Origin of the sequence: Pantoea sp. BAV 3049 (assembly GCF_009765445.1) — a bacterium.
In the GTDB taxonomy this organism is placed as follows: domain Bacteria; phylum Pseudomonadota; class Gammaproteobacteria; order Enterobacterales; family Enterobacteriaceae; genus Erwinia.
Map to the genome: position 1 here is coordinate 5,011,226 of NZ_WHOY01000031.1, position 17,995 is coordinate 5,029,220.

At 55.4% G+C, this 17,995-nt stretch carries 23 protein-coding genes; 21 read left to right on the plus strand and 2 right to left on the minus strand.

Annotated elements, in window-relative coordinates:
• Window positions 1-31: 31 nt before the first annotated feature.
• Entirely contained in the window at window positions 32-532 is a 501-nt protein-coding gene (locus tag GSQ70_RS24830) for a lytic transglycosylase domain-containing protein (protein WP_158785014.1), read from the minus strand.
• Between the two features lie 434 nt (window positions 533-966).
• Between GSQ70_RS24830 and GSQ70_RS24835 the strand changes: the two genes are divergently transcribed.
• Window positions 967-1,368, plus strand: a complete 402-nt coding sequence (locus GSQ70_RS24835; RefSeq protein ID WP_158785015.1) for a hypothetical protein — start codon at window positions 967-969, stop codon at window positions 1,366-1,368.
• A gap of 98 nt (window positions 1,369-1,466) precedes the next feature.
• Here the strand turns inward: GSQ70_RS24835 and GSQ70_RS24840 are convergent, their stop codons facing one another.
• Window positions 1,467-2,525 carry a helix-turn-helix domain-containing protein gene (locus tag GSQ70_RS24840; RefSeq protein WP_158785016.1) on the minus strand — a complete coding sequence of 353 codons (1,059 nt, stop codon included), beginning with the start codon at window positions 2,523-2,525 and terminating at the stop codon, window positions 1,467-1,469.
• Between the two features lie 512 nt (window positions 2,526-3,037).
• On the opposite strand from GSQ70_RS24840, the gene GSQ70_RS24845 reads away from it, so the two are divergent.
• From GSQ70_RS24845 to GSQ70_RS24940, 20 genes are all read left to right on the plus strand, one after another.
• Window positions 3,038-3,367 carry a type IV conjugative transfer system pilin TraA gene (locus GSQ70_RS24845; protein ID WP_158785017.1) on the plus strand — a complete coding sequence of 110 codons (330 nt, stop codon included), beginning with the start codon at window positions 3,038-3,040 and terminating at the stop codon, window positions 3,365-3,367.
• A gap of 12 nt (window positions 3,368-3,379) precedes the next feature.
• The gene (gene traL, locus GSQ70_RS24850; protein ID WP_158785018.1) at window positions 3,380-3,676 is read left to right on the plus strand and encodes a type IV conjugative transfer system protein TraL; all 297 of its coding nucleotides are present in this window, start codon (window positions 3,380-3,382) and stop codon (window positions 3,674-3,676) included.
• 12 nt (window positions 3,677-3,688) lie between these two features.
• Window positions 3,689-4,267, plus strand: a complete 579-nt coding sequence (locus GSQ70_RS24855) for a TraE/TraK family type IV conjugative transfer system protein (protein ID WP_158785019.1) — start codon at window positions 3,689-3,691, stop codon at window positions 4,265-4,267.
• On the plus strand, window positions 4,254-4,985 hold the full coding sequence (locus tag GSQ70_RS24860; protein ID WP_158785020.1) for a type-F conjugative transfer system secretin TraK: 732 nt from the start codon (window positions 4,254-4,256) through the stop codon (window positions 4,983-4,985). The genes GSQ70_RS24855 and GSQ70_RS24860 overlap by 14 nt, the downstream gene beginning before the upstream one ends.
• A complete protein-coding gene (locus GSQ70_RS24865) occupies window positions 4,975-6,294 on the plus strand; it encodes a TrbI/VirB10 family protein (protein WP_158785021.1) in 1,320 nt (439 codons plus the stop codon). The genes GSQ70_RS24860 and GSQ70_RS24865 overlap by 11 nt, the downstream gene beginning before the upstream one ends.
• Entirely contained in the window at window positions 6,291-6,659 is a 369-nt protein-coding gene (locus GSQ70_RS24870; protein WP_158785022.1) for a hypothetical protein, read from the plus strand. The genes GSQ70_RS24865 and GSQ70_RS24870 overlap by 4 nt, the downstream gene beginning before the upstream one ends.
• A 14-nt stretch (window positions 6,660-6,673) precedes the next feature.
• Window positions 6,674-7,195: a TraV family lipoprotein gene (locus GSQ70_RS24875; protein WP_158785023.1), complete on the plus strand. Its 522-nt coding sequence runs from the start codon at window positions 6,674-6,676 to the stop codon at window positions 7,193-7,195.
• Window positions 7,196-7,205: 10 nt separating this feature from the next.
• Window positions 7,206-7,745 carry a hypothetical protein gene (locus GSQ70_RS24880; RefSeq protein WP_233268489.1) on the plus strand — a complete coding sequence of 180 codons (540 nt, stop codon included), beginning with the start codon at window positions 7,206-7,208 and terminating at the stop codon, window positions 7,743-7,745.
• Entirely contained in the window at window positions 7,742-10,348 is a 2,607-nt protein-coding gene (gene traC / locus GSQ70_RS24885; protein ID WP_158785024.1) for a type IV secretion system protein TraC, read from the plus strand. The genes GSQ70_RS24880 and traC overlap by 4 nt, the downstream gene beginning before the upstream one ends.
• Window positions 10,345-10,713 (plus strand): TrbI F-type domain-containing protein, encoded by a 369-nt coding sequence (locus tag GSQ70_RS24890; RefSeq protein WP_158785025.1) that lies wholly within the window; start codon window positions 10,345-10,347, stop codon window positions 10,711-10,713. Before traC ends, GSQ70_RS24890 begins: the two co-directional genes overlap by 4 nt.
• Before the next feature lie 37 nt (window positions 10,714-10,750).
• Window positions 10,751-10,957: a hypothetical protein gene (locus tag GSQ70_RS24895; protein ID WP_158785026.1), complete on the plus strand. Its 207-nt coding sequence runs from the start codon at window positions 10,751-10,753 to the stop codon at window positions 10,955-10,957.
• Entirely contained in the window at window positions 10,954-11,586 is a 633-nt protein-coding gene (gene traW, locus GSQ70_RS24900; RefSeq protein ID WP_158785027.1) for a type-F conjugative transfer system protein TraW, read from the plus strand. Before GSQ70_RS24895 ends, traW begins: the two co-directional genes overlap by 4 nt.
• A gap of 11 nt (window positions 11,587-11,597) precedes the next feature.
• Window positions 11,598-12,383: a DsbA family protein gene (locus GSQ70_RS24905; RefSeq protein ID WP_158785028.1), complete on the plus strand. Its 786-nt coding sequence runs from the start codon at window positions 11,598-11,600 to the stop codon at window positions 12,381-12,383.
• A gap of 1 nt (window position 12,384) precedes the next feature.
• Window positions 12,385-13,371, plus strand: a complete 987-nt coding sequence (gene traU / locus GSQ70_RS24910; protein ID WP_158785029.1) for a conjugal transfer pilus assembly protein TraU — start codon at window positions 12,385-12,387, stop codon at window positions 13,369-13,371.
• On the plus strand, window positions 13,341-13,799 hold the full coding sequence (trbC, locus tag GSQ70_RS24915) for a type-F conjugative transfer system pilin assembly protein TrbC (protein ID WP_158785030.1): 459 nt from the start codon (window positions 13,341-13,343) through the stop codon (window positions 13,797-13,799). Before traU ends, trbC begins: the two co-directional genes overlap by 31 nt.
• A 13-nt stretch (window positions 13,800-13,812) precedes the next feature.
• The gene (locus GSQ70_RS24920; protein ID WP_158785031.1) at window positions 13,813-14,148 is read left to right on the plus strand and encodes a hypothetical protein; all 336 of its coding nucleotides are present in this window, start codon (window positions 13,813-13,815) and stop codon (window positions 14,146-14,148) included.
• A 70-nt stretch (window positions 14,149-14,218) separates the two neighbouring features.
• Window positions 14,219-16,057: a type-F conjugative transfer system mating-pair stabilization protein TraN gene (gene traN / locus GSQ70_RS24925; RefSeq protein WP_158785032.1), complete on the plus strand. Its 1,839-nt coding sequence runs from the start codon at window positions 14,219-14,221 to the stop codon at window positions 16,055-16,057.
• A gap of 5 nt (window positions 16,058-16,062) precedes the next feature.
• Window positions 16,063-16,827 carry a type-F conjugative transfer system pilin assembly protein TraF gene (gene traF, locus GSQ70_RS24930; protein ID WP_158785033.1) on the plus strand — a complete coding sequence of 255 codons (765 nt, stop codon included), beginning with the start codon at window positions 16,063-16,065 and terminating at the stop codon, window positions 16,825-16,827.
• A gap of 3 nt (window positions 16,828-16,830) precedes the next feature.
• On the plus strand, window positions 16,831-17,373 hold the full coding sequence (traF, locus tag GSQ70_RS24935) for a conjugal transfer protein TraF (protein WP_158785034.1): 543 nt from the start codon (window positions 16,831-16,833) through the stop codon (window positions 17,371-17,373).
• Window positions 17,373-17,995, plus strand: a 623-nt coding sequence (locus GSQ70_RS24940; RefSeq protein WP_199257308.1) for a conjugal transfer protein TraH, incomplete at its 3' end; no start/stop codon positions are given. The genes traF (GSQ70_RS24935) and GSQ70_RS24940, both read left to right, overlap by 1 nt.

Genomic DNA, 17,995 nt, shown 5'->3' on the forward strand with positions numbered 1-17,995 from the left:
TATAAATTAAAGATGGAATAAAGTTATTTCCTCATTCGTCAATCTTCGGTCTCAAGATTTTTCCGGTCTTAATGTTTTTATAATGACCATCTATCAGCATGGCATATTTGTATCTGTTCTGAATGGTTTCCGTTCTGTTTTTTACTCCTGCGTTATACATCCCTACTGCAAGCCACGATGTGCCGTACTGGTTCATATTGCGGCGAAGGACCATCGCACCCACAAAAATGTTCAGACACGGATCGTCCAGTAGTTTTTGAGCGGTCAGTGAAGGGTATTCTCGTCGAAATCCGTTGATGGTCGCGCTGTTAATCTGCATGATGCCATAGTCAGTGCTGGTGATTTTACCGTTTTGGTCACGATTACTGTTTGTCGCTCGTGGATTGTAACGGGATTCCTGCCATGCGATGGCGCGAAGATAATCCGGATCGATTTGATACCAGTCTCCTGCTTTATCAAAACAGTCTGCACGGGAAATTGCCGAAAATATGCCTGAAGCCAGCAGGGCGGCGACACAGAAAAATATCCGCATAACGGCCTCGGTAATTAAATGGACGAGATATGATTATACCCTGAATATAACCTTAAGACCATAAAACAACACACCACTCGCAAAATTAATTTTGCAGGTTTTTTCTTTTAAATTCAGTGTAATAATTTGATTTTGTGGAAAATTTAGCCAATATCAAGGTCACCGTGCGGTGGTTTTGTGGTGACCATATGGTTACTTTAAGGTGCTGTCATTGTGTTTTATTTAAAAACAATGACTTATACAGATAAGGAACCACATGGAGTTAGCATGGTGTCATTGTGGGTCCTTTATGGTTACTGCATGGTTACTATGCTGGTTCCTCACGGTTCCTTTACGGCTTTACTGTGGTAACGCCATGCTATATCTTCTGCTCTCTGAACCGGATATCCCGGTCCTGTTGCAACACAGCCGGGAATGCTAAAAACGAGTATGATATGAAAAATGACGATACACAACGCAGAAACAGAGTAAATCTTACCGTACCCTTTTCATTGCTTGAGAAGGTTGATTTTCATATTGAAAAAAAACTTGAGGACGGCGAGTCACGTGAAACAGCAAACCGTTCCGCGTTTGTTCTGGAAATGTTCAAGCTGGGCCTTCGCGTTTATGAAAATAAAATTAACAAGGATGCCGATCAGATGACCCTGGATCAAAAACTGGAACTGATTGCTCATAACGTCATTACCAGCGCATTTATTACGGAGGGGATTTTCGGTATCCTGAAAGAAACTTCCGATCCATCAAAAATCATAAAAAATGAGCAACTGCTTGATCCTGAATGGCCTAAAGCAGTACAGGAGCGGGTTGCCGGGAAACTGAAAAATTATTTCAAATAAACCGTGTATTTCAGTCAGGAGAGAACAGGTTTTTACTGTTCTCTCCGCCAGCCTGTTCTTGTGTCTTACGGGTAAACTTTCAGGCAGGTGTATGACATCTAACGCTTATTACTGTCTGACGCTCCTTCTTCTTTATCCCTGATCTCCTGAAGCTGACGCTGTTTTTCTGCCCGGATATAGCGCCTCAGCGTCAGGGCATTAATGCCGTACTGTTCACAAACCTTTTTTCTGGTAATGCCGTCGATGAGTACGGCATTAACGGCCTGATCGCGATCGCGCTTGGTTAGAGGGTTGCGGTTATCATATTTTACTCTTTTCGCAATAACGTCATGGCTGTCGCGATGTTCCTTCCAGATCCGTTTAACGTAATGCAGATTGACACCAAGAATTTCGGCCGTCTCTGCCAGCGTCTTTCCCTGGACCCGCAGGCGCACGACTTTTTCTTTATTCTCTTCGGGTATAAGCCTGTAATTTTCGTCAGGGCCAATATACTTAACAAGCGTTTTGGGTGTGATGTTATAGGCCCGGCAGATGTTTTTTCTTGTGACCCCCTTATCCAGACTCTGGCGAATTGACTGAATGTCTTCATCGCTGAGCCTGAGATCGCGGCGTTTTTCACTCAGCACGATCGCTTCTTTCTCTGCCATATTTTTTACGGCATTATAAATCTGCCACCGGCTGGCCTGACAGATGGACTCTATTTCCTTAACCGTCTTCCTGGGTTTTGCAAAATACAGGTCTGAAATCATTTTCCATCGCTGATAGCGCAGTTCCATTGCTGAAATGCCTTTTATACGCTTAATGGTCTGGTAAACATACGATTCCGAGCAGCGCAGTTCCTGCATTATTTCCCGTACGCTTTTCCCTTCATGGAATTTCTGCATCAGCGCGTAATCGTCCACTTTCTTTTTACGGCCACCAGAGGAAACGGCCCGGAAGCTGATACTGCTGACCTGTACTTTTTTTCTGCCGGAAGGCGGGATGATTTCCCCATTATTCAGCGAGAATGCCAGCCTGGCAGATTCAGATTCATCGTGGGCGATCGGCATCAGCGGAGTGAAGAAATCCTTTCTGACGCCGATATACACATCCGGATCGACAGCGCCGGACGAAAGGTCAATGTGCTTCATCGAGCGGCGGAAGTATTCTTCAGCCATCACGTCACCCGTTCTGCTCTTCATGAAGTACAGAAACGGCAGCGTGACAACCTTACAGACATACCAGACCCTGCCATCAGCTTCAGTGTTGAACCATCCTGGGTTGCGCCTGTAATGATAGAGAACGTTCATGAGGACTGAATATAAGCATTCCTCATCTTTTCCCCGAAAAAAAGGTGCTGTTATTCGTACCTCTCCTGCCGTATGCACAAATAAATCAGCCTGCTTTAACATTAATAAACCTTATTTATCAATATATTAAATATTCTTTATTGTAACCATGCTTCAAAGATCAAAATTATCGATCGATAAGATCAATTAATCAAATTGAACCGCGTAATTATGGAGCGTAATTTTCCTTCAGTTTCGTAAAGAAACAGATAAGGCTTTCTCTGATTATTTGATAACGGAAGGGAGGTGATTACGGCAATTTTTTCATGATGCGCAAGAGAGTAAACCAGATGTAAACAACGACATGATGTTAACTATAACCCTTTCTGAGGAAAACGAATATGAAAGGTAAGACTTTGTTGTTTCTGCAAAACTGTCGCAGGGCAGGGGCGGTAGCGTGGGAGAAAGCGAAAGGAGGTGCGCTGGTTGCCTCAGTCGCTCTGATGAGTAGTCCTGTGCTGCAGGCGCAGGCAGAAGACCTTTTCAAGGGCGGGAAAACCACGATTAACGATACGTTCGGAAGTGGAAGTACCATCGTGTGGATACTTTATTTGTTGGAGATCCTGATGGCGGTGTTCACCTATATCAAGACTAAAAACCTGATTATGTTTGGTGGCGTTGCAGCGGTTATGGTGTTCATCAATATTGCCTTCAGCATCATACCATCTTAAGTAAGGTGCCTGATGGAAAAGCGTAACCGCTATCAGTACCCGGCTACGTTTTCCGAACAGAGGCGCTTCGTGGGACTGCCACCAGACGAGTTCTGTATTTATGTACCCCTCAGTCTGCTGGCGATATTCGTGAACATGTGGATATTCGGTCCCACGCTTCTTATTGCCGTTGTCGGAATTCGTCATCTAAAGAAAGGCCGCGGTTCTCAGTACCTCCTCAATCTGGCCTACTGGTGCCTGCCCACTTCTGCCATGCGTTTTTTTATTAACGTACTGCCTGAGAGTTTCAAGCGGCACTGGGTTTCCTGACCCCGAGATCTTATGGAATACAAACTCCGCAGTGCGGGTAACCGCAATCTGGCCATCACCATTCTGGTGCTGCTGGTCATGATCATTCTTTCCCTTGGCCTGTGCTGGCGCATGTACAGCGATAACCGGGCGCTGACGGCACAACTCCTTAATAACCGGCTGACTATCGTTATGCCATTTGGCGCTGATACCCCCTTCAGTTTCACCGGCAAACGTGGCGATGCCCGCTACCTGCGACTGATGGCGCTGAGCTGGCTTGCCCTGCGTCTCAACATCAACAGCGACAATGCGTCAGACAGTCATAAAACGTTACTGGCTGACGCCTGTGATGGTGTTGAGAAAACAATGAAGCCAGTGCTGGCTGAAGAAAACGCCCGTGTGTCCACCAACGACGGTGGATCGGTGTTTTACCCGAAAGATTTCCAGGTAAGGACTGATACCGGCGTGGTCGATATTACCGGCCAGCTGTCACTGAGTTACGGCATGCACACCGCCAGCCCGGTGAACAAACATTACCGCATCCGGACAGATACCCGTAATGACCGGCTCTGCTGGAGCGCCTTTCTGGAGGTTCCTGATGCACAGCAGTAAATACCTGCCAGCCTGCTTTCTGTTGATTTTATCCACGACGTCCGTTTCTGCACAGCAGATGACGCTTAACCCCGGTGCCCGGGTGCTACTGGCGGTCAGTAATACCGACCCCAACGCCATCCGCGTCAGTGACGATCAAATCGTCGCCGTACAGGCAACGCAGGGGGTGCTGACGGCCAGAACCCCGACGCCTGATGGCGGCGTGGTGTTCTCCACCGTCTCGGAAAAACCCTTCACCCTGTTTGTACAGACCGCTTCCGGCTACAGCTTCTCTGCTCAGGCCACGCCGGGTAAGCGCCCGGGCCTGACGCTGACCGTCGATAATCCGGCGGTCAGGGGAACGGCGGAGGCCGGGAAGTGGGAGCAGTCACACTCCGGTTACAGCGGCCTGATCAGCGGTCTGGTGAACCGCTTTGTAACCAACCGCATGCCTGCCGGTTATGTGTACACGAAGAACATGTCCATGCCGGTCAGTGACAGCGTGCTGCGCGTCTTTTCGCTCCGGCCGGTGACGGCCTGGCAGGGCGATCGTCTTCGCATCGTACGGACAGACGTCACCAGCATCAGCAGACAGCGTCTGAAGCTCAGTGAACGTTATTTCTGGAGTCCCGGCGTGATGGCGGTGTCATTCCATCCCAGGCTGGACGTGCTGGAGCCGGGCCGCAGCGTCTCCGTCATCGTGCTGTACCGCACGAAAGGGGGGCGTGATGAACATTAACCGCCTGATACAGGGGAAACAGCGCCGCCTGCTGGCGATTATTGCCGGCATTCTCGCCATCGTTGTGGGGGCGCTTTATCTGCTTAACCACCGCGCCGGCGCGCCTGAAGCGCCCTCTGCCGGTGAGGGAACGCCACCTGAACCGGATCTCACCGGCGGACTGGTGGTTAACACCTTCGACGGTGCCGGGCAGAACTCGGTACTGCTGGATGCACAGATGCGTGAGAAGCAGGCAAAGGAGGGACTGGCGGACGTGAAGAAGCAGTTCTCCGGCCTGGAAGCGCAGATGAAGCAGATGGCCAGCAGCAACGAGGCACTCACAAGGCTGGTAAACACCCTGCAGGAGAAGCTGGACAAACAGCCTGCCCCGGCAGCGGGACCGGCCACCCCATCGGGCACCGGTGCCTCCGGGACGCGTACTGAATACCGGGTGGGTCCACCCCCCGTTGTCCGGGGGCAGATAGACAATGCGCTGCTTGACACTGACCGCTGGAAAAAGCCGCCCGCTGACACCTCTTTCTGGATCCCGACCGGTACGTTCTCGGATGCCATCGTTATTGAAGGGGCCGATGCCAATGCCTCCGTGCGGGGCGAGAATAACCTGGTGCCCATGCAGTTCAAGCTGAAAGGGGAGGCTCATCTGCCCGGTAACCAGCGTTTCGGGCATCTGGATAACTGTTTCGTCACCGCCGCTGCCTATGGCGATATCTCCAGTGAACGCGCCATTGTCCAGCTTCAGCGCCTCTCCTGCATTATTGGCGGGAAACATATTGATCAGGCCGTGAAGGGACACGTGGCTTTCTACGGCAAAAATGGCATCAAGGGCGTACCGGTGATGCGTAACGGAAAAATCCTCGGACTGGCTTTTACGGCCGGTGCGCTGGGTGGTCTGGGTAACTCGGTTTCTCAGGTCGGTCAGACTGCCGTTGGCATCGGTGCGACGGCAAATATCAGCGGTGGTGAAGTAGCACGCGGTGCCATCGGCGGTGGCGTGAGTAAGGCGGCCGACAAGCTGGCTGATTACTACATCGAACGCGCCGAGCAGTATCACCCCATCATCCCCATTGGGGCGGCAAACCGGGTGGAAGTGGTCTTTATTGAAGGCTTTAAGGCTGAATTCATTGAAGACAAAGCGGCCGCTGAGGCTGCAAAAAAAGCCCCGGCGCAGGTGGCAGACACCACCACGCAGGCGCGGGGTAACAGCGGTCTTCCCCCTGAGCTGGTTGGTAAGCTCGGTGATGCGCAGAGCCTGCGTCTGGATGACTTTGTCACGCCCGGACGGCCGGTACCGCAGCAGGGGGCACAATGAGTGATAGCGGGGTACGGGACAGTGCGGTTTCGGCTTCTGCTGCCGTTCATTCTCACGCGAAGCACTGCGGCTGGCTTGTCTTCACCGATCACCACATGGTGTTTTTCGGCCGCGAAGCAGACCGCGACATCGTTCGCTGGCGTTCGCAGGGCTACGGCATCAAAAAAATATGGTGCAGTCCGGGACGTATACCCGATCAGGTTTACCCGGGGCTGCTCAGTCGGGTCCTGCACCGCCTGCTGAGCGTCTCCCCGAATGATGCGCTGGCACTGGAGGTGCTGAAGCTCCTCGGTGAGCGTGAAGACGACAGCGCACTGTATATCGATATCACTGATATTACAGACATCACTGCCTCCTCTCTCTGAATCTGGAGTACACCATGAAAAGACTTCTTATCCTCTGCACGATGGCCAGTGTGCTGTCCGGGTGCGCAGGCGTTAACAGCGAGTTTGAATTCGATAAGCCGGCGAAAGACTCCGGTATCTGGATGTCGCAGGCGGATGACATGTCCGCCACGGCTGTCCGTAGCGCGCCTGCCAGCGGCGGGATCAGCCTGGACCAGTACCGGCTGATGGATACCGGCGATATCCGCCTGGACGTGCAGCCTGATGTGGAAACGTTGCCCGGCCTCGTGGATGACAGCCGTATCGCGCCCGGTACTGCATCTTCAGGCGTGCGTCCCTTCACACAAGTGAACGATCGTCGTTATGCCAGCATCGACAGGACGGCAACCTGTAATGCCCTGCACTGCTGGCCCGAACCCGCATCGGCATTTCGTAAGCCTGACGGCGTGGAGCGCATCTGGATAGCCCCCTACGTCTCTCCGGACAACAACGCCCATATGGGCGAAGTCATTTACACCGTTTCCGGTCCGTCGGACTGGAACGGTATCGTGATGTGAGGCCGGGACAATGGCATTTATCCGCAGGAACAAAGCGGTACAGCAGCCTGTCATCACTGCTGTCCCCGCCCGGCAACATGATTTGTTGTGCGCAAAGGCTGTCCGTTATCTGAAGCGTCACGGCTTCTGCGTGGCTTTCCACGATCGTTTTCGTGCCTGGACCAGCAGTGGTGAGCAGCCTGACGCTATTGGCTTTCGTAACGGTGCATCCTGCCTGATTGAAGTGAAATGCTCCCGCTCTGATTTTCTGGCTGACCGAAATAAAAAATTCCGTGATATGCCCTCTGAGGGAATGGGGGACTGGCGGTTTTATCTCTGTGAGCCGGACATTATCCGTCCCTGCGACCTGCCTGAAGGATGGGGGCTGCTTTACGCAGAAGGGCGACGCATTGTGAACATTGTCGGCTGGCCGGGTAACGCGCAGTGGTTATCGCATAAACCCTTCCGGTCAAATAAACAGGCTGAGTGTGACTATCTGTACAGTGCCCTGCGTCGCCAGGCAGGAAAGGGAGAGGTAGATACAGCGACAGGTACGGAGAGTGAAAAATGAAATTTCTTAAAGGCTTCCGGTTTGACCCGCTCAGCGTGGTGGATACCGTCACGGATATCCTGGGCGAGCGTGACACCACCGCAGAAACGCGGGAGAAGCTGCAGCAGATGGACTATCCCCATATCCGTGACCTGCTGCCGTTTTCAGACTATGACAGTGACAGCCAGATCTGGATAAACCGCGACTCGCTGGGCTTTGTGCTTGAATCACAGCCTCTTATCGGCGCTAACGAACAGCTGGCTGAAAGCCTGGAGACTCTGCTCCGGGACACCGTCCCGCGCGGAACGCCGCTGCAGGCCATGCTGGTATCCAGCAGGGCGGTGAAGGATCAGGTGGAATACGGCCTGAAGGATTTTGCCTGGAAAGGGCATCGCGCTGAGGAGTGTAACGATCTGACCACCCGTTTTTATCTTAACGGGGCGCGGCATACCTTCAGCAATGGCATGGGGCACCCGCTGACGCTGCGCGACTATCGTCTGTTCTTTATCTGGTCCCAACCGGTAAAAAATGTGAACGAAACTGCCCTTATTCGCGTTCGCGATATCCGCCGCAATCTGCTGAACGCGCTGGTTTCTGCTGATATCTGGACCCGCGCCATTGGCGTGAATGAGTTTAACGGCGTGCTGCGGGAGTTCATTAATCACGATACCGAACGTCTTGCGGGGTATGGCGTTGACTACGATCCGGGGGCTGACCTGAACACGCAGATCGTTGACCGCTCCACCTCATGGCGGGTCAAGCCGTCACATATCCGCATCGAAGGTACGGACCTGCAGGAAAAACCCTTCAGCACCCGCATGGTGAACCTTAACCTCGATCGTAATCCCGAGGAGCACTATCTCTGGCAGAACGGCAACCTTATCGCTGACCTGATGTCCCCGACCAAAGGTATACCCTGTCCGTTTATCTTTACCATGATCCTCAATACCGAAGATCAGATGAAAAGCCAGGGGGAGGCGAACAGCCGCTTTATCGCGCTCGACTCCCGCGTCAACACCAGTTATGCCAAGTTTATCCCCTCCACCGTCCGTCAGCACGCGGAGTGGAAAGACGCGCGTACCCGTCTGCTGGCCAATCAGACGTCGATCACCAGCTATTTCTGCGGCATTACCCTGTTTTGCCCGGATGATGACGATCTCACCTCGCGCTACACGGAAGCGACCCGTAACAGCTTTGCCGGACAGGGGGTGCGCTTCGTTCGCGCCGACTTTATGCAGATGCGTAACCTGCTGGCCACGCTCCCCTTTTCACTGGCGAACAGGAAGCTGTGGGGAGACTGTAAAAAAACCGGCGCCATTCAGCGTGCAGAGACGTTTCAGGCGGCCAACCTGCTTCCGGTTATCGGTGATAACAAACTGTGTACCTCCGGCATTCTTATTCCGAGCTTCCGCAACCAGATAGCCTTCATCGATGTTTTTGACCCGACGCTGCCTAACACCAATTTTAACTGGTTTATGTCAGGCACCTCCGGGGCCGGTAAGTCGGTGCTGTCACAGTCCATTGCCCGCTCTGTGCTTGACCGGGGAGGGCTGGTTTCCATACAGGACATCGGTGACAGCTACAAGGCGTTCTGCTCCAGCATGAATGGCACCTACATCAACGGTGAAACGCTGCGCTTTAACCCGTTTGCTAACGTAACCAACATCACCCTGGCGGCCGAGCGCATCCGCGATCAGCTGTGTATTCTTGCCAGCCCGAACGGCCTGCTGGATGAGGTGCATGAGTCGCTGATCCTGGAGTCCATCACCGAGTCCTGGCCAAAGTATCAGCAGGATATGCGCATTGACCACGTCATTGATTACCTGAAAAAGCGCCAGTCTGACGTCACGCGCCAGCACTCTGCGCAGATTGGGGGACGCATTGAGGAAATCACCACTTTGCTGGCCAAGTTCTCCACGAAAGGGGTGTACGGTGAGTTTTTCAATTCATCTGAGCCAACCCTGCGGCCTGACCTGCAGTTTGTGGTGACCGAACTTGGCGCGATGCGTAAACAGCGCGACCTGCTGGCCGCCATTCTGTTCACCATCATGATCTGGAACGAGAACATGATGTACGGCACCTCCCGTTCTCAGCAGAAGCTGAACATCATTGACGAGGGCTGGAAGCTGCTCGGGGGTTCAAGTGAAAAAATTAAGGACTTTATTGAGGAGGGCTACCGTACCGTCCGCCGCCACAATGGCTCCTACGGCACGGTGACGCAGGGAATCCGCGACAAAAACCTCTCCACTGCGGCGCTGGCCGCCTATTCCAATTCCTCCTTCAAGTTCACCTGCATGCAGGATGCGAAGAGCTTTAACGACTTCGAAAGGGAAGAACCCCAGGCATTCAGTGAGCTGGAATGGGCCATGATCCGTAAGTTTCCGGAGGCGAAGAAAGCGCTCTACAGCGCCTTTCTGGTCAGCGTGGGGCAGTACTCCAGCTTCCACCGCCTGCTGCTTGATCCGCTCAGTGACGGACTGTTTTCTTCCAAAGGCGAAGACTTTACCTACCGCGAGCGCCGTCTTAAGGAGGGCGCCGATATCAAAGACATCATCTTTGAAATGGCTGAACACGACCCGCACAAGCGGGAGATCCTCAACACACTGCGGAGAATGCCTCTGTGAAAACGTCAAACCCGATAGTCATTGCGCTTGTCTCCGCTGTTGTTTCGCTGGCGTGCGCCTGGGCCGCATGGTACTGGCTGCTGCGCCCCCCTGTGCTGGTCACTTTCGACATGAAGGGAACGGTGAACGCCTTTATCCGCCAGAGTGCAAAGCTTGAGCTGGATGATACCCGGCGACGTCAGCTGCTCCGGCGTTTTGACCAAAACATGACGGTCGTCACCCGTGAGTATGCACAGCAACATCACGTCAGCATCCTGGTCAGCGCGGCCGCCGTCAGCGGCGTACCGGACGTGACGCCGGATATCCGGTCGCGTCTGGCCACGGCCATGCAGGGGCAGGACTCACCAGCGACTGACGCGCAGTAAATCTGTCCGATCACCGGAATCAACAGGAGGAGCCGGGATGAACAACACACTCAACCCTGAATTTCTGGCGTGGCGGGAGGCCCACATCCGCTGGCGGGCACTGATGGTGAAATACCGCCGCCTGTGCCGCCGCCCGGATGTGCCGGTGACCACCATCGTCGCCTGCATGACCGCCACTGAGCAGGCGAAATCAGCGTGTCAGCGACTGAAACGCCCGCAGGCAGCCGCAAAGGAGGCCCGATGAAAAAGATGATGACCGGCATGCTGCTTCTGGCCATCGCATTACCGGGCAGCGCCGCCAGTCTCGGCACCTGGGGCGATACGTGGGATATCCGTGAACACGACCTGATCGCCGTGATGAAAAACAACCTGCAGCAGCACTTTGCCGGGCAGTCACCGCAGGCGCTGCAACAGGAGATGCAAAAGCAGGCGGAAGCCGGAGCGATGCGCCCGCCCCCCGTTGAAGGACTGATCACCAGCCAGGATACCCACACCCGGCTTTTTGACCCGACGTTTACCGTGACGCGGGATATTGCCGACGACAAAGGGGCGGTCTTTGCGCGCAAGGGCCAGCAGGTGAACCCTTTTGACATCATCCCGGTGTTTAACGAAACGCTGTATTTCATTGACGGTGATGATGAACGTCAGCTGGCCTGGATGAAGGCGCAGCAGACGGCCACCGCTATCCGAAAAATCATTCTGGTCAATGGCAACGTCCGTGACAGCGCCGTTGCGCTGGGGGAACAGATGTTTTTTGACCAGACCGGTACGCTGACCCGTAAGTTCGGTATCAGACAGGTTCCGGCGCGGGTAATGCAGGCGCCGGGACAGAAACTTTTCAGCATTACTGAGTACGGTCTGCCAGACCGTTAAGCGGAGAAACCATGCAAAAAATGTTACTCACCACCCTGCTGGCCCTGTGTTTTGCAGGCCAGTCGTTTGCGTCTGAAAGCAGCTTCACCCCCGCCCAGCAGGAGGCAATCGGAAAAATTGCTGCCGGTTACCTGCGCGCGCATCCGGAGTTGCTGGTCGAAATGAGCCAGAAGCTGCAGCAGCAGGCTCAGGCGAAGCAGACATCACTGGCCGTGCAGGCGGTACTGAAACAGCAGGATCGCCTGCTGAACGATCCGGACTCGCCGGTGCTGCATCCGGTCGGTAGCGTGGCGGTGGTGCAGTTCTTTGATTACCAGTGCGTATACTGCTCCCGTACGGCCCCCGCCGTTGAGGCCGTTATTGGTGCCAATCCCGATGTACGCTTTATCTGGAAGGAGTGGCCCATCTTTGGCAGCCGCTGGCCGCTTTCCACAACGGCCGCACAGACCGGTCTGGCGGTGTGGAAGCAGGGCGGCACAGAGGCGTATCACCGTTATCATGCTGCGCTGTATGCCTCCGGACATATTGAGGGTGACCTGACGGCAGCCGATATTGATGCTGCCGTGAAGCGCGCCGGCATCCGTACTGCCCCTGATACCGCCAGCGCGACGGTGGCGCTCGAACGCACCAGCGAACTGGCGAAGTTGCTGGGCATTCAGGGGACGCCTGCATTTGTGGTGATGCCGGTGACGGGTGCCAGTGCGGATAACGTGTCGGTGATCCCCGGCGCGGTCAGCCAGGCAGCGCTGCAGGCGGCGGTGAACAAAGCCCGGGCCGCCGTCAAAAAAGGCGGCTGATATGAAGCCGCTTATCCTCCTGCTGGCGGCATGTTGTCTCAGCCTGCCCGTCCGGGCGGCCGACCCGACCTGCGACGGGCGATGGGTGAATCCCATCACCGACGTGTGCTGGGACTGTCTGTTTCCGATGAGCATTGGCAGCGTCAAAGTTTCGCAGGGCAGCCTGCCGGATACGGAAAATCCGTCATCACCCATTCAGTTCTGCCCCGTGCCGCCGCCGATATTTGAACGACCAGGCATTGCCATCGGCTTCTGGGAGCCGTTCGCCATGACTGACGTTACCCGGGCTCCTGGCTGCATGGTGAATATGGGCGGTTTCTCCATCAGTATCCCGCACACCGGCACGGGGACGGGAACCAAAACGGCCAATGAGCACCCTGGCACGTTCTATCACGTGCACTGGTACAAGTATCCGCTGATCAGCTGGCTGAACATTATCACCTCGACAATGTGCATGCAGGGCGGGGAGTACGACATCGGCTATCTCTCAGAGCTGGATCCAATGTGGAAGGATGACAACCTGTCCCTGTTCATCAATCCGGAGGTGATGCTGTTTGCCAACCCCGTTGCCCAGATGGCGTGCGCAGCGGATGCGGTGACCTCGCTGGCAGGCAAGCCACTTGATGCGCTGTTCTGGTGTGCCGGTTCGCACGGCTCGATGTACCCCTTCACGGGCAATATTGTTAATGAGTCGAGCGGGCTGAACAGCGCGGCACTGCTTTCCGAGCGAATGGATTTCAAGCTGCATCGTGAGGGGCTTATCCTGGACTCGGTCGGCGTCAATACCGCCGTTTGCTACGAATATCCGACCGCCATCATGCCGAAAAGCCGCTACCGGTATCAGCTGGTGAATCCCATTCCGGATGTGGCGTCCTGCCATCCCTTTGGCCGCAACGTCATGCTGTGGCAGGCCGGTAAGGAAATGCCCAATTCCAGAAAAAACTACGGATACCTGATATGGAAAAAACGAAACTGTGTGGTGCTGTGATCCTGTCAGTCCTGTCCACCTTCCATCCGGCTCAGGCATCGGATGTGTCGGGGCCGGGGCAGGTAAGAAACACGCAAACTGAGATGGCATATTTCCTGTCTTCCTCTATTCCTGAAAAAGATCTCGCCACCCTGATCGGTGCTGCCGAAAGCCGCCATATCCCGGTGTACTTCCGGGGGCTGGTAAACGACAGCATGGAGCAGACCGCGCAGTACATGATGCACATGGTCACCACGTATCACATTCAGGGCATTGCGATTGACCCGGTGCGCTTTGAGAAATACGGCGTGAAGCAGGTTCCCGCGCTGGTGAAAAAGTGCGGGGATACGTTCGACATTCTTTACGGCAACCTTTCCTTTAACGACGCCATGAAACTGATGGATACGCAGGGCGACTGCGCGAAACAGCCGGATGGCTCACAACCCTGATAATGAGGTAAAAATGAAAAAATTTCTTCTTTCGCTGATGCTTTGCACCTTTTCCGTGTGCACCGGTGTGCATGCAGCAGGCGCTGATGATGCTGCCAGCGGTGAGCGGTTTATCGCTGCGCTGGATCAGGTCGGTTCCGGCCAGATGACGGATACCGTTCGTGAACTTAACCGTGTTCACCGTGAGGCCTGTGGTTCGGGGTATTCCCGGGATGCGCTGCAGCACATTATGGCTGATGACACGGTATACAGCAGCGTACTGCGCCGCGTGACAACCGGAGAGTGCAGCGCTGCCGGTAATGGAGTCTGTGGCGCTGAGATTCGTCAGCACTTCTCCCGCTGTTCCTGATCTTCAGCACCCGCCAGGGTTGTGCCCGGTTATCCGGGCCTTTGTTTTAACCTCTCCCGGAGCACCACCAATGAAAGTCTCCCCCTGTGCCGCCCTGCTGGCGGCCCTGCTTGCCTGTGCCGCTTTTCCGGTGCAGGCCGGCTCAATGGATGACGCTAATAAAGAGGGCGTTGATGCCGCAAAGGCGGCGGCCGGTACAATCAGTGCCGATCCGAACGGCTATTTTGACAACTACAGCGCGGATGCGCCGCAGAAAGAGTATTACAAGGGGGGGACACAGACTGATACCTCCATTGATGTGGCGGGGCAGAAAGAACTCAGCACCTCCGAGCTCGGTCAGACCGTGCAGGAGTCTTACGTCAATAACCCGGCCGACAGTATCAGTTATGACTCCGACATGATGAAGCACAGCGATGATGTGCGCGGTAATGCCGAGACCATCGCGGGCGGCACGGACGGTCAGTGTGTGGAGCAGGAGGTGAATAAAACAACCTACACCACCCATAACTGCGAGATGGCCAGCAACCTGACGCAGAGCTGTTCGCGCAAGGCGACCATCACAAACCATGAGGCGGTGACGCAGCAGGCCCGGACCTATTCAATCAATCTGACGGACGCCAGCGTGGTTAACGGCCTGCTGAACGTCAATTTTACCCTTCCGGATACCGGTACCATCACGGGGGCCTCTCTGCGGCTCTATTACAGTCAGGCACCCACCTATGTCGGCGTGCCGTTTACCATCAGCCTGCTGGGCGGAAGCCTGACAATCCGGACACCCGCTCCGGATACGGCATTCGCCATTACCGACCGCAGCGCCACGGCCGGTCAGGGCAAAAGCGCCAGCATTTCCCTGCAGGTGAGCGGCGGGCACAGCGGCCAGGTCTACGACACCCAGGCGGCCAGCCTGCGTGACGGACGGTTAATGATGATCCTGACGCTGCAGATGCTGGTCGACGTCACGGTCCACGTGCCGGATATCACCTGGACAGACAGCTGCCCGGCAGATATGGGGGACGCCGTTAAACTCAGCGAAACCTGCACCGACCCCGGTGGCGACCGCACGGTGGTGATGGATGGCATCAGCTATACCCTGCACAGTGACTGCTGGGAGTACACGCAGAACTGGATAGTCAATGAGGACGATACCAATACCTGTCAGGCCTATATCGACGATCCGAACTGCAGCGAAGGCACCCGCACCTGCACGCAGAAAATCGGTGACTACTGCGTGTTTCAGAAGCTGACCTGGCAGTGTGCGCATACCGAAACCAGCACCGGCTGGCTGTGTGGCTCGGAGTTTTACTGCTCTGATGGCAGCTGCGCGGCAATGGAGGCGGGGACGAACCAGAACTTTGGGGAAGCGGTTTCCCAGCTGGCGGCGCTGGCCGCAGCCGGAAAAGAGTTTGCCGGCATGGATCCGGACACCGTCACCGCGTTCACCGGCAAAGCAATGTCCTGCCGTCAGAGCGCTGCCGGATTCAGCAACTGCTGCAAAAGCGGCGGCTGGGGGCAGGACGTCGGGCTGGCAAAATGCAACACGGAAGAAAAGGAAATAGGCACCGCGAAAGAGAAAAAGCTGGTCGTGAAGGTCGGTTCATACTGTTCGACGAAGGTGCTGGGCGTCTGCCTGCAGAAGAAAGAAGGCTACTGCGTGTTTGACAGCAAGCTGGCCCGTATTGTTCAGGAGCAGGGCCGCCATGACCAGCTGGGGGTCAGTTTTGGCTCGGGTAAAAGTCCGGACTGCCGGGGGATAAAAATCGCAGAGCTGCAGGGCATTAAGTTCGATGCTATCGATTTTTCTGACTTCTACGACGACCTGAACAGCCAGGTGGCGCTGCCGGACCAGGATGCGCTGACAGAGCGCATTAAGGAGAGCATAAACAGTAACCTGAATGCGAATGGAGGATGACTGTGATGAGAAAGTCTTTGTGTCTGATGCTGATGCTGTCAGTACTTCCCCTCCACGCAGAGGAGCAGAAGCCGGATGGCTACCACTACGATCCGGCGGTGGGCTGGTACTGGTACAACCAGCCGGTAACGAAAGAGGTTCCGGCGCAGTCTCCGGTATCACCGGAGCCGGAAAGCCCGACCTCGCAGATGAAGCGCCTGCAGGCGTTTCGCGACAACGTGATGAATGAGGCGATGCTCAGCCCGACGCCTGAAAACATCCGGCGCTACAAAATTGTTCAGGACTGGATGGTGAACCAGGCCAGCCGGTTCGCCGCAAACTGGGAACGGGTGCTGCTGGAAAATCCCGAGCTGGACTACAACCTGCAGCACTCCTTTTATAACGGCACCGCCAACATTCAGTATGCGCAGCAGCGGCAGAAACAGCAGGCGGCCATCCGTTACGTCAATCAGCACTACGGCGTGTTCTTTTTCTACCGGGGTAATGAGGCGCTGGACAACCGCCTTGGCAGTATCGTGAAGGAGTTCAGCCAGCAGTATGATCTGCCGGTGGTGGCCATCACGGTTGATGGCCGCGTCAATCCGGACCTGCCAGACAGCCGCCAGGATACAGGGCAGGCCACCAGAATGAAGATTGATCACTTCCCGGCCATTTTCCTCGTCGAACCGCTGAAGAAAAAATACAAGCCGCTGGCCTATGGCTTTATCACCCAGGATGACCTGGCCCGCAGAATGCTCAACGTTGTGACCGATTTCAAACCGGGGGACTGAATCATGTTAAGGAAAATACTCGCTGTACTGCTGATGCTGGCTCCGGTTCTGGTGACCGCCGGCACGATTGATGAAATCGCCCGGCTGGAGCAGGGAAAAGGTGCGGATCCTGCTCCGGTCAGCCCGCCTGCGGCGACGGGCGCTCCGGCAGAACCTGCCAGCGGGCCGGTATGGCTTCACCTGCAGGACGGACGCAGCCTTGATATCCGTCACTGGCAGATAGTCCACTTCGTGCGCTCAGACTGTCCGTACTGTCACCGCTTTAATCCGGTACTCAGGGCGGTGGCCGCTGAAACAGGGCTGAATGTCTTTGTTTACAGCTTCGACGGGGCGGGCGATGCGGTGTTCCCGAAAGTGGCCCCGGTGAATGACAGCGTGCTTAAAGACTTTTTCGCCGAGCTGCCCCGGGCCACACCAACCGATTTTATTGTAAACACCCAGACGCTGGTCACCATTCCGCTGTCACAGGGCGAGATGAGTGGTGACGCGCTGAAGCAGCGGCTGGATGAATCATTTTCGCTGGCCGATCGTCTGGGAGTACTGTGATGAATAACACCGTTCTGAACGCCACGGCAGGCGTCAGCCTGCTGCTGGTTTCTGCCGCCTCGGTTGCGGGCGTGCAGTCTGATATCAACAAGTTCTTTGATGAGATGGGCGGCGGTGGCAATTATACCAGCGCGGCCGCCTGGCAGGGCCAGTCCGCCGGCTATCTGACCGGCGGCAACCTGTTTGTCCGCATGCCGGTGCGTAACATACAGCTGATTTCCGTCACCCTGCCCGACATCAAGTCCGGCTGCGGTGGCATTGATGCTTATCTGGGGTCGTTCAGCTTCATCAACAGTGACCAGATTAAAATCATGGGCAAGCAGATCCTGAGCAACGCGGCCGGCTACGCCTTTGACCTCGGACTGGAAACCATCTGCCCGCAGTGCAAGGCGGTGAAGGACTACCTGCAGAAGCTGGCCAGCGACACCAACAACATGAATATCTCCACCTGCCAGGCGGCGCAGTCGATTGTGGGCGGTCTGTGGCCGAAAACCCAGGCCGCCAGCGCCCAGATATGTCAGGACCTCGGTACGTCGCACAACGTGTTCTCTGACTGGGCCGCGTCCCGTCAGGGCTGTGGCGTGGGCGGTGAGACCGACAGCGTCTACAACAAGGCGTCTGA

Coding starts and splice junctions, on each gene's coding strand:
- GSQ70_RS24855 (WP_158785019.1), top strand. CDS start 3,689: ATGGAATACAAACTCCGCAGTGCGGGTAACCGCAATCTGGCCATCACC.
- GSQ70_RS24870 (WP_158785022.1), top strand. CDS start 6,291: ATGAGTGATAGCGGGGTACGGGACAGTGCGGTTTCGGCTTCTGCTGCC.
- traF (WP_158785033.1), top strand. CDS start 16,063: ATGAGAAAGTCTTTGTGTCTGATGCTGATGCTGTCAGTACTTCCCCTC.
- traN (WP_158785032.1), top strand. CDS start 14,219: ATGAAAGTCTCCCCCTGTGCCGCCCTGCTGGCGGCCCTGCTTGCCTGT.
- traC (WP_158785024.1), top strand. CDS start 7,742: ATGAAATTTCTTAAAGGCTTCCGGTTTGACCCGCTCAGCGTGGTGGAT.
- GSQ70_RS24895 (WP_158785026.1), top strand. CDS start 10,751: ATGAACAACACACTCAACCCTGAATTTCTGGCGTGGCGGGAGGCCCAC.
- traW (WP_158785027.1), top strand. CDS start 10,954: ATGAAAAAGATGATGACCGGCATGCTGCTTCTGGCCATCGCATTACCG.
- GSQ70_RS24830 (WP_158785014.1), bottom strand. CDS start 532: ATGCGGATATTTTTCTGTGTCGCCGCCCTGCTGGCTTCAGGCATATTT.
- traF (WP_158785034.1), top strand. CDS start 16,831: ATGTTAAGGAAAATACTCGCTGTACTGCTGATGCTGGCTCCGGTTCTG.
- traL (WP_158785018.1), top strand. CDS start 3,380: ATGGAAAAGCGTAACCGCTATCAGTACCCGGCTACGTTTTCCGAACAG.
- trbC (WP_158785030.1), top strand. CDS start 13,341: ATGGAAAAAACGAAACTGTGTGGTGCTGTGATCCTGTCAGTCCTGTCC.
- GSQ70_RS24860 (WP_158785020.1), top strand. CDS start 4,254: ATGCACAGCAGTAAATACCTGCCAGCCTGCTTTCTGTTGATTTTATCC.
- GSQ70_RS24875 (WP_158785023.1), top strand. CDS start 6,674: ATGAAAAGACTTCTTATCCTCTGCACGATGGCCAGTGTGCTGTCCGGG.
- GSQ70_RS24835 (WP_158785015.1), top strand. CDS start 967: ATGAAAAATGACGATACACAACGCAGAAACAGAGTAAATCTTACCGTA.
- GSQ70_RS24840 (WP_158785016.1), bottom strand. CDS start 2,525: ATGGCTGAAGAATACTTCCGCCGCTCGATGAAGCACATTGACCTTTCG.
- GSQ70_RS24920 (WP_158785031.1), top strand. CDS start 13,813: ATGAAAAAATTTCTTCTTTCGCTGATGCTTTGCACCTTTTCCGTGTGC.
- GSQ70_RS24865 (WP_158785021.1), top strand. CDS start 4,975: ATGAACATTAACCGCCTGATACAGGGGAAACAGCGCCGCCTGCTGGCG.
- traU (WP_158785029.1), top strand. CDS start 12,385: ATGAAGCCGCTTATCCTCCTGCTGGCGGCATGTTGTCTCAGCCTGCCC.
- GSQ70_RS24845 (WP_158785017.1), top strand. CDS start 3,038: ATGAAAGGTAAGACTTTGTTGTTTCTGCAAAACTGTCGCAGGGCAGGG.
- GSQ70_RS24880 (WP_233268489.1), top strand. CDS start 7,206: ATGGCATTTATCCGCAGGAACAAAGCGGTACAGCAGCCTGTCATCACT.
- GSQ70_RS24905 (WP_158785028.1), top strand. CDS start 11,598: ATGCAAAAAATGTTACTCACCACCCTGCTGGCCCTGTGTTTTGCAGGC.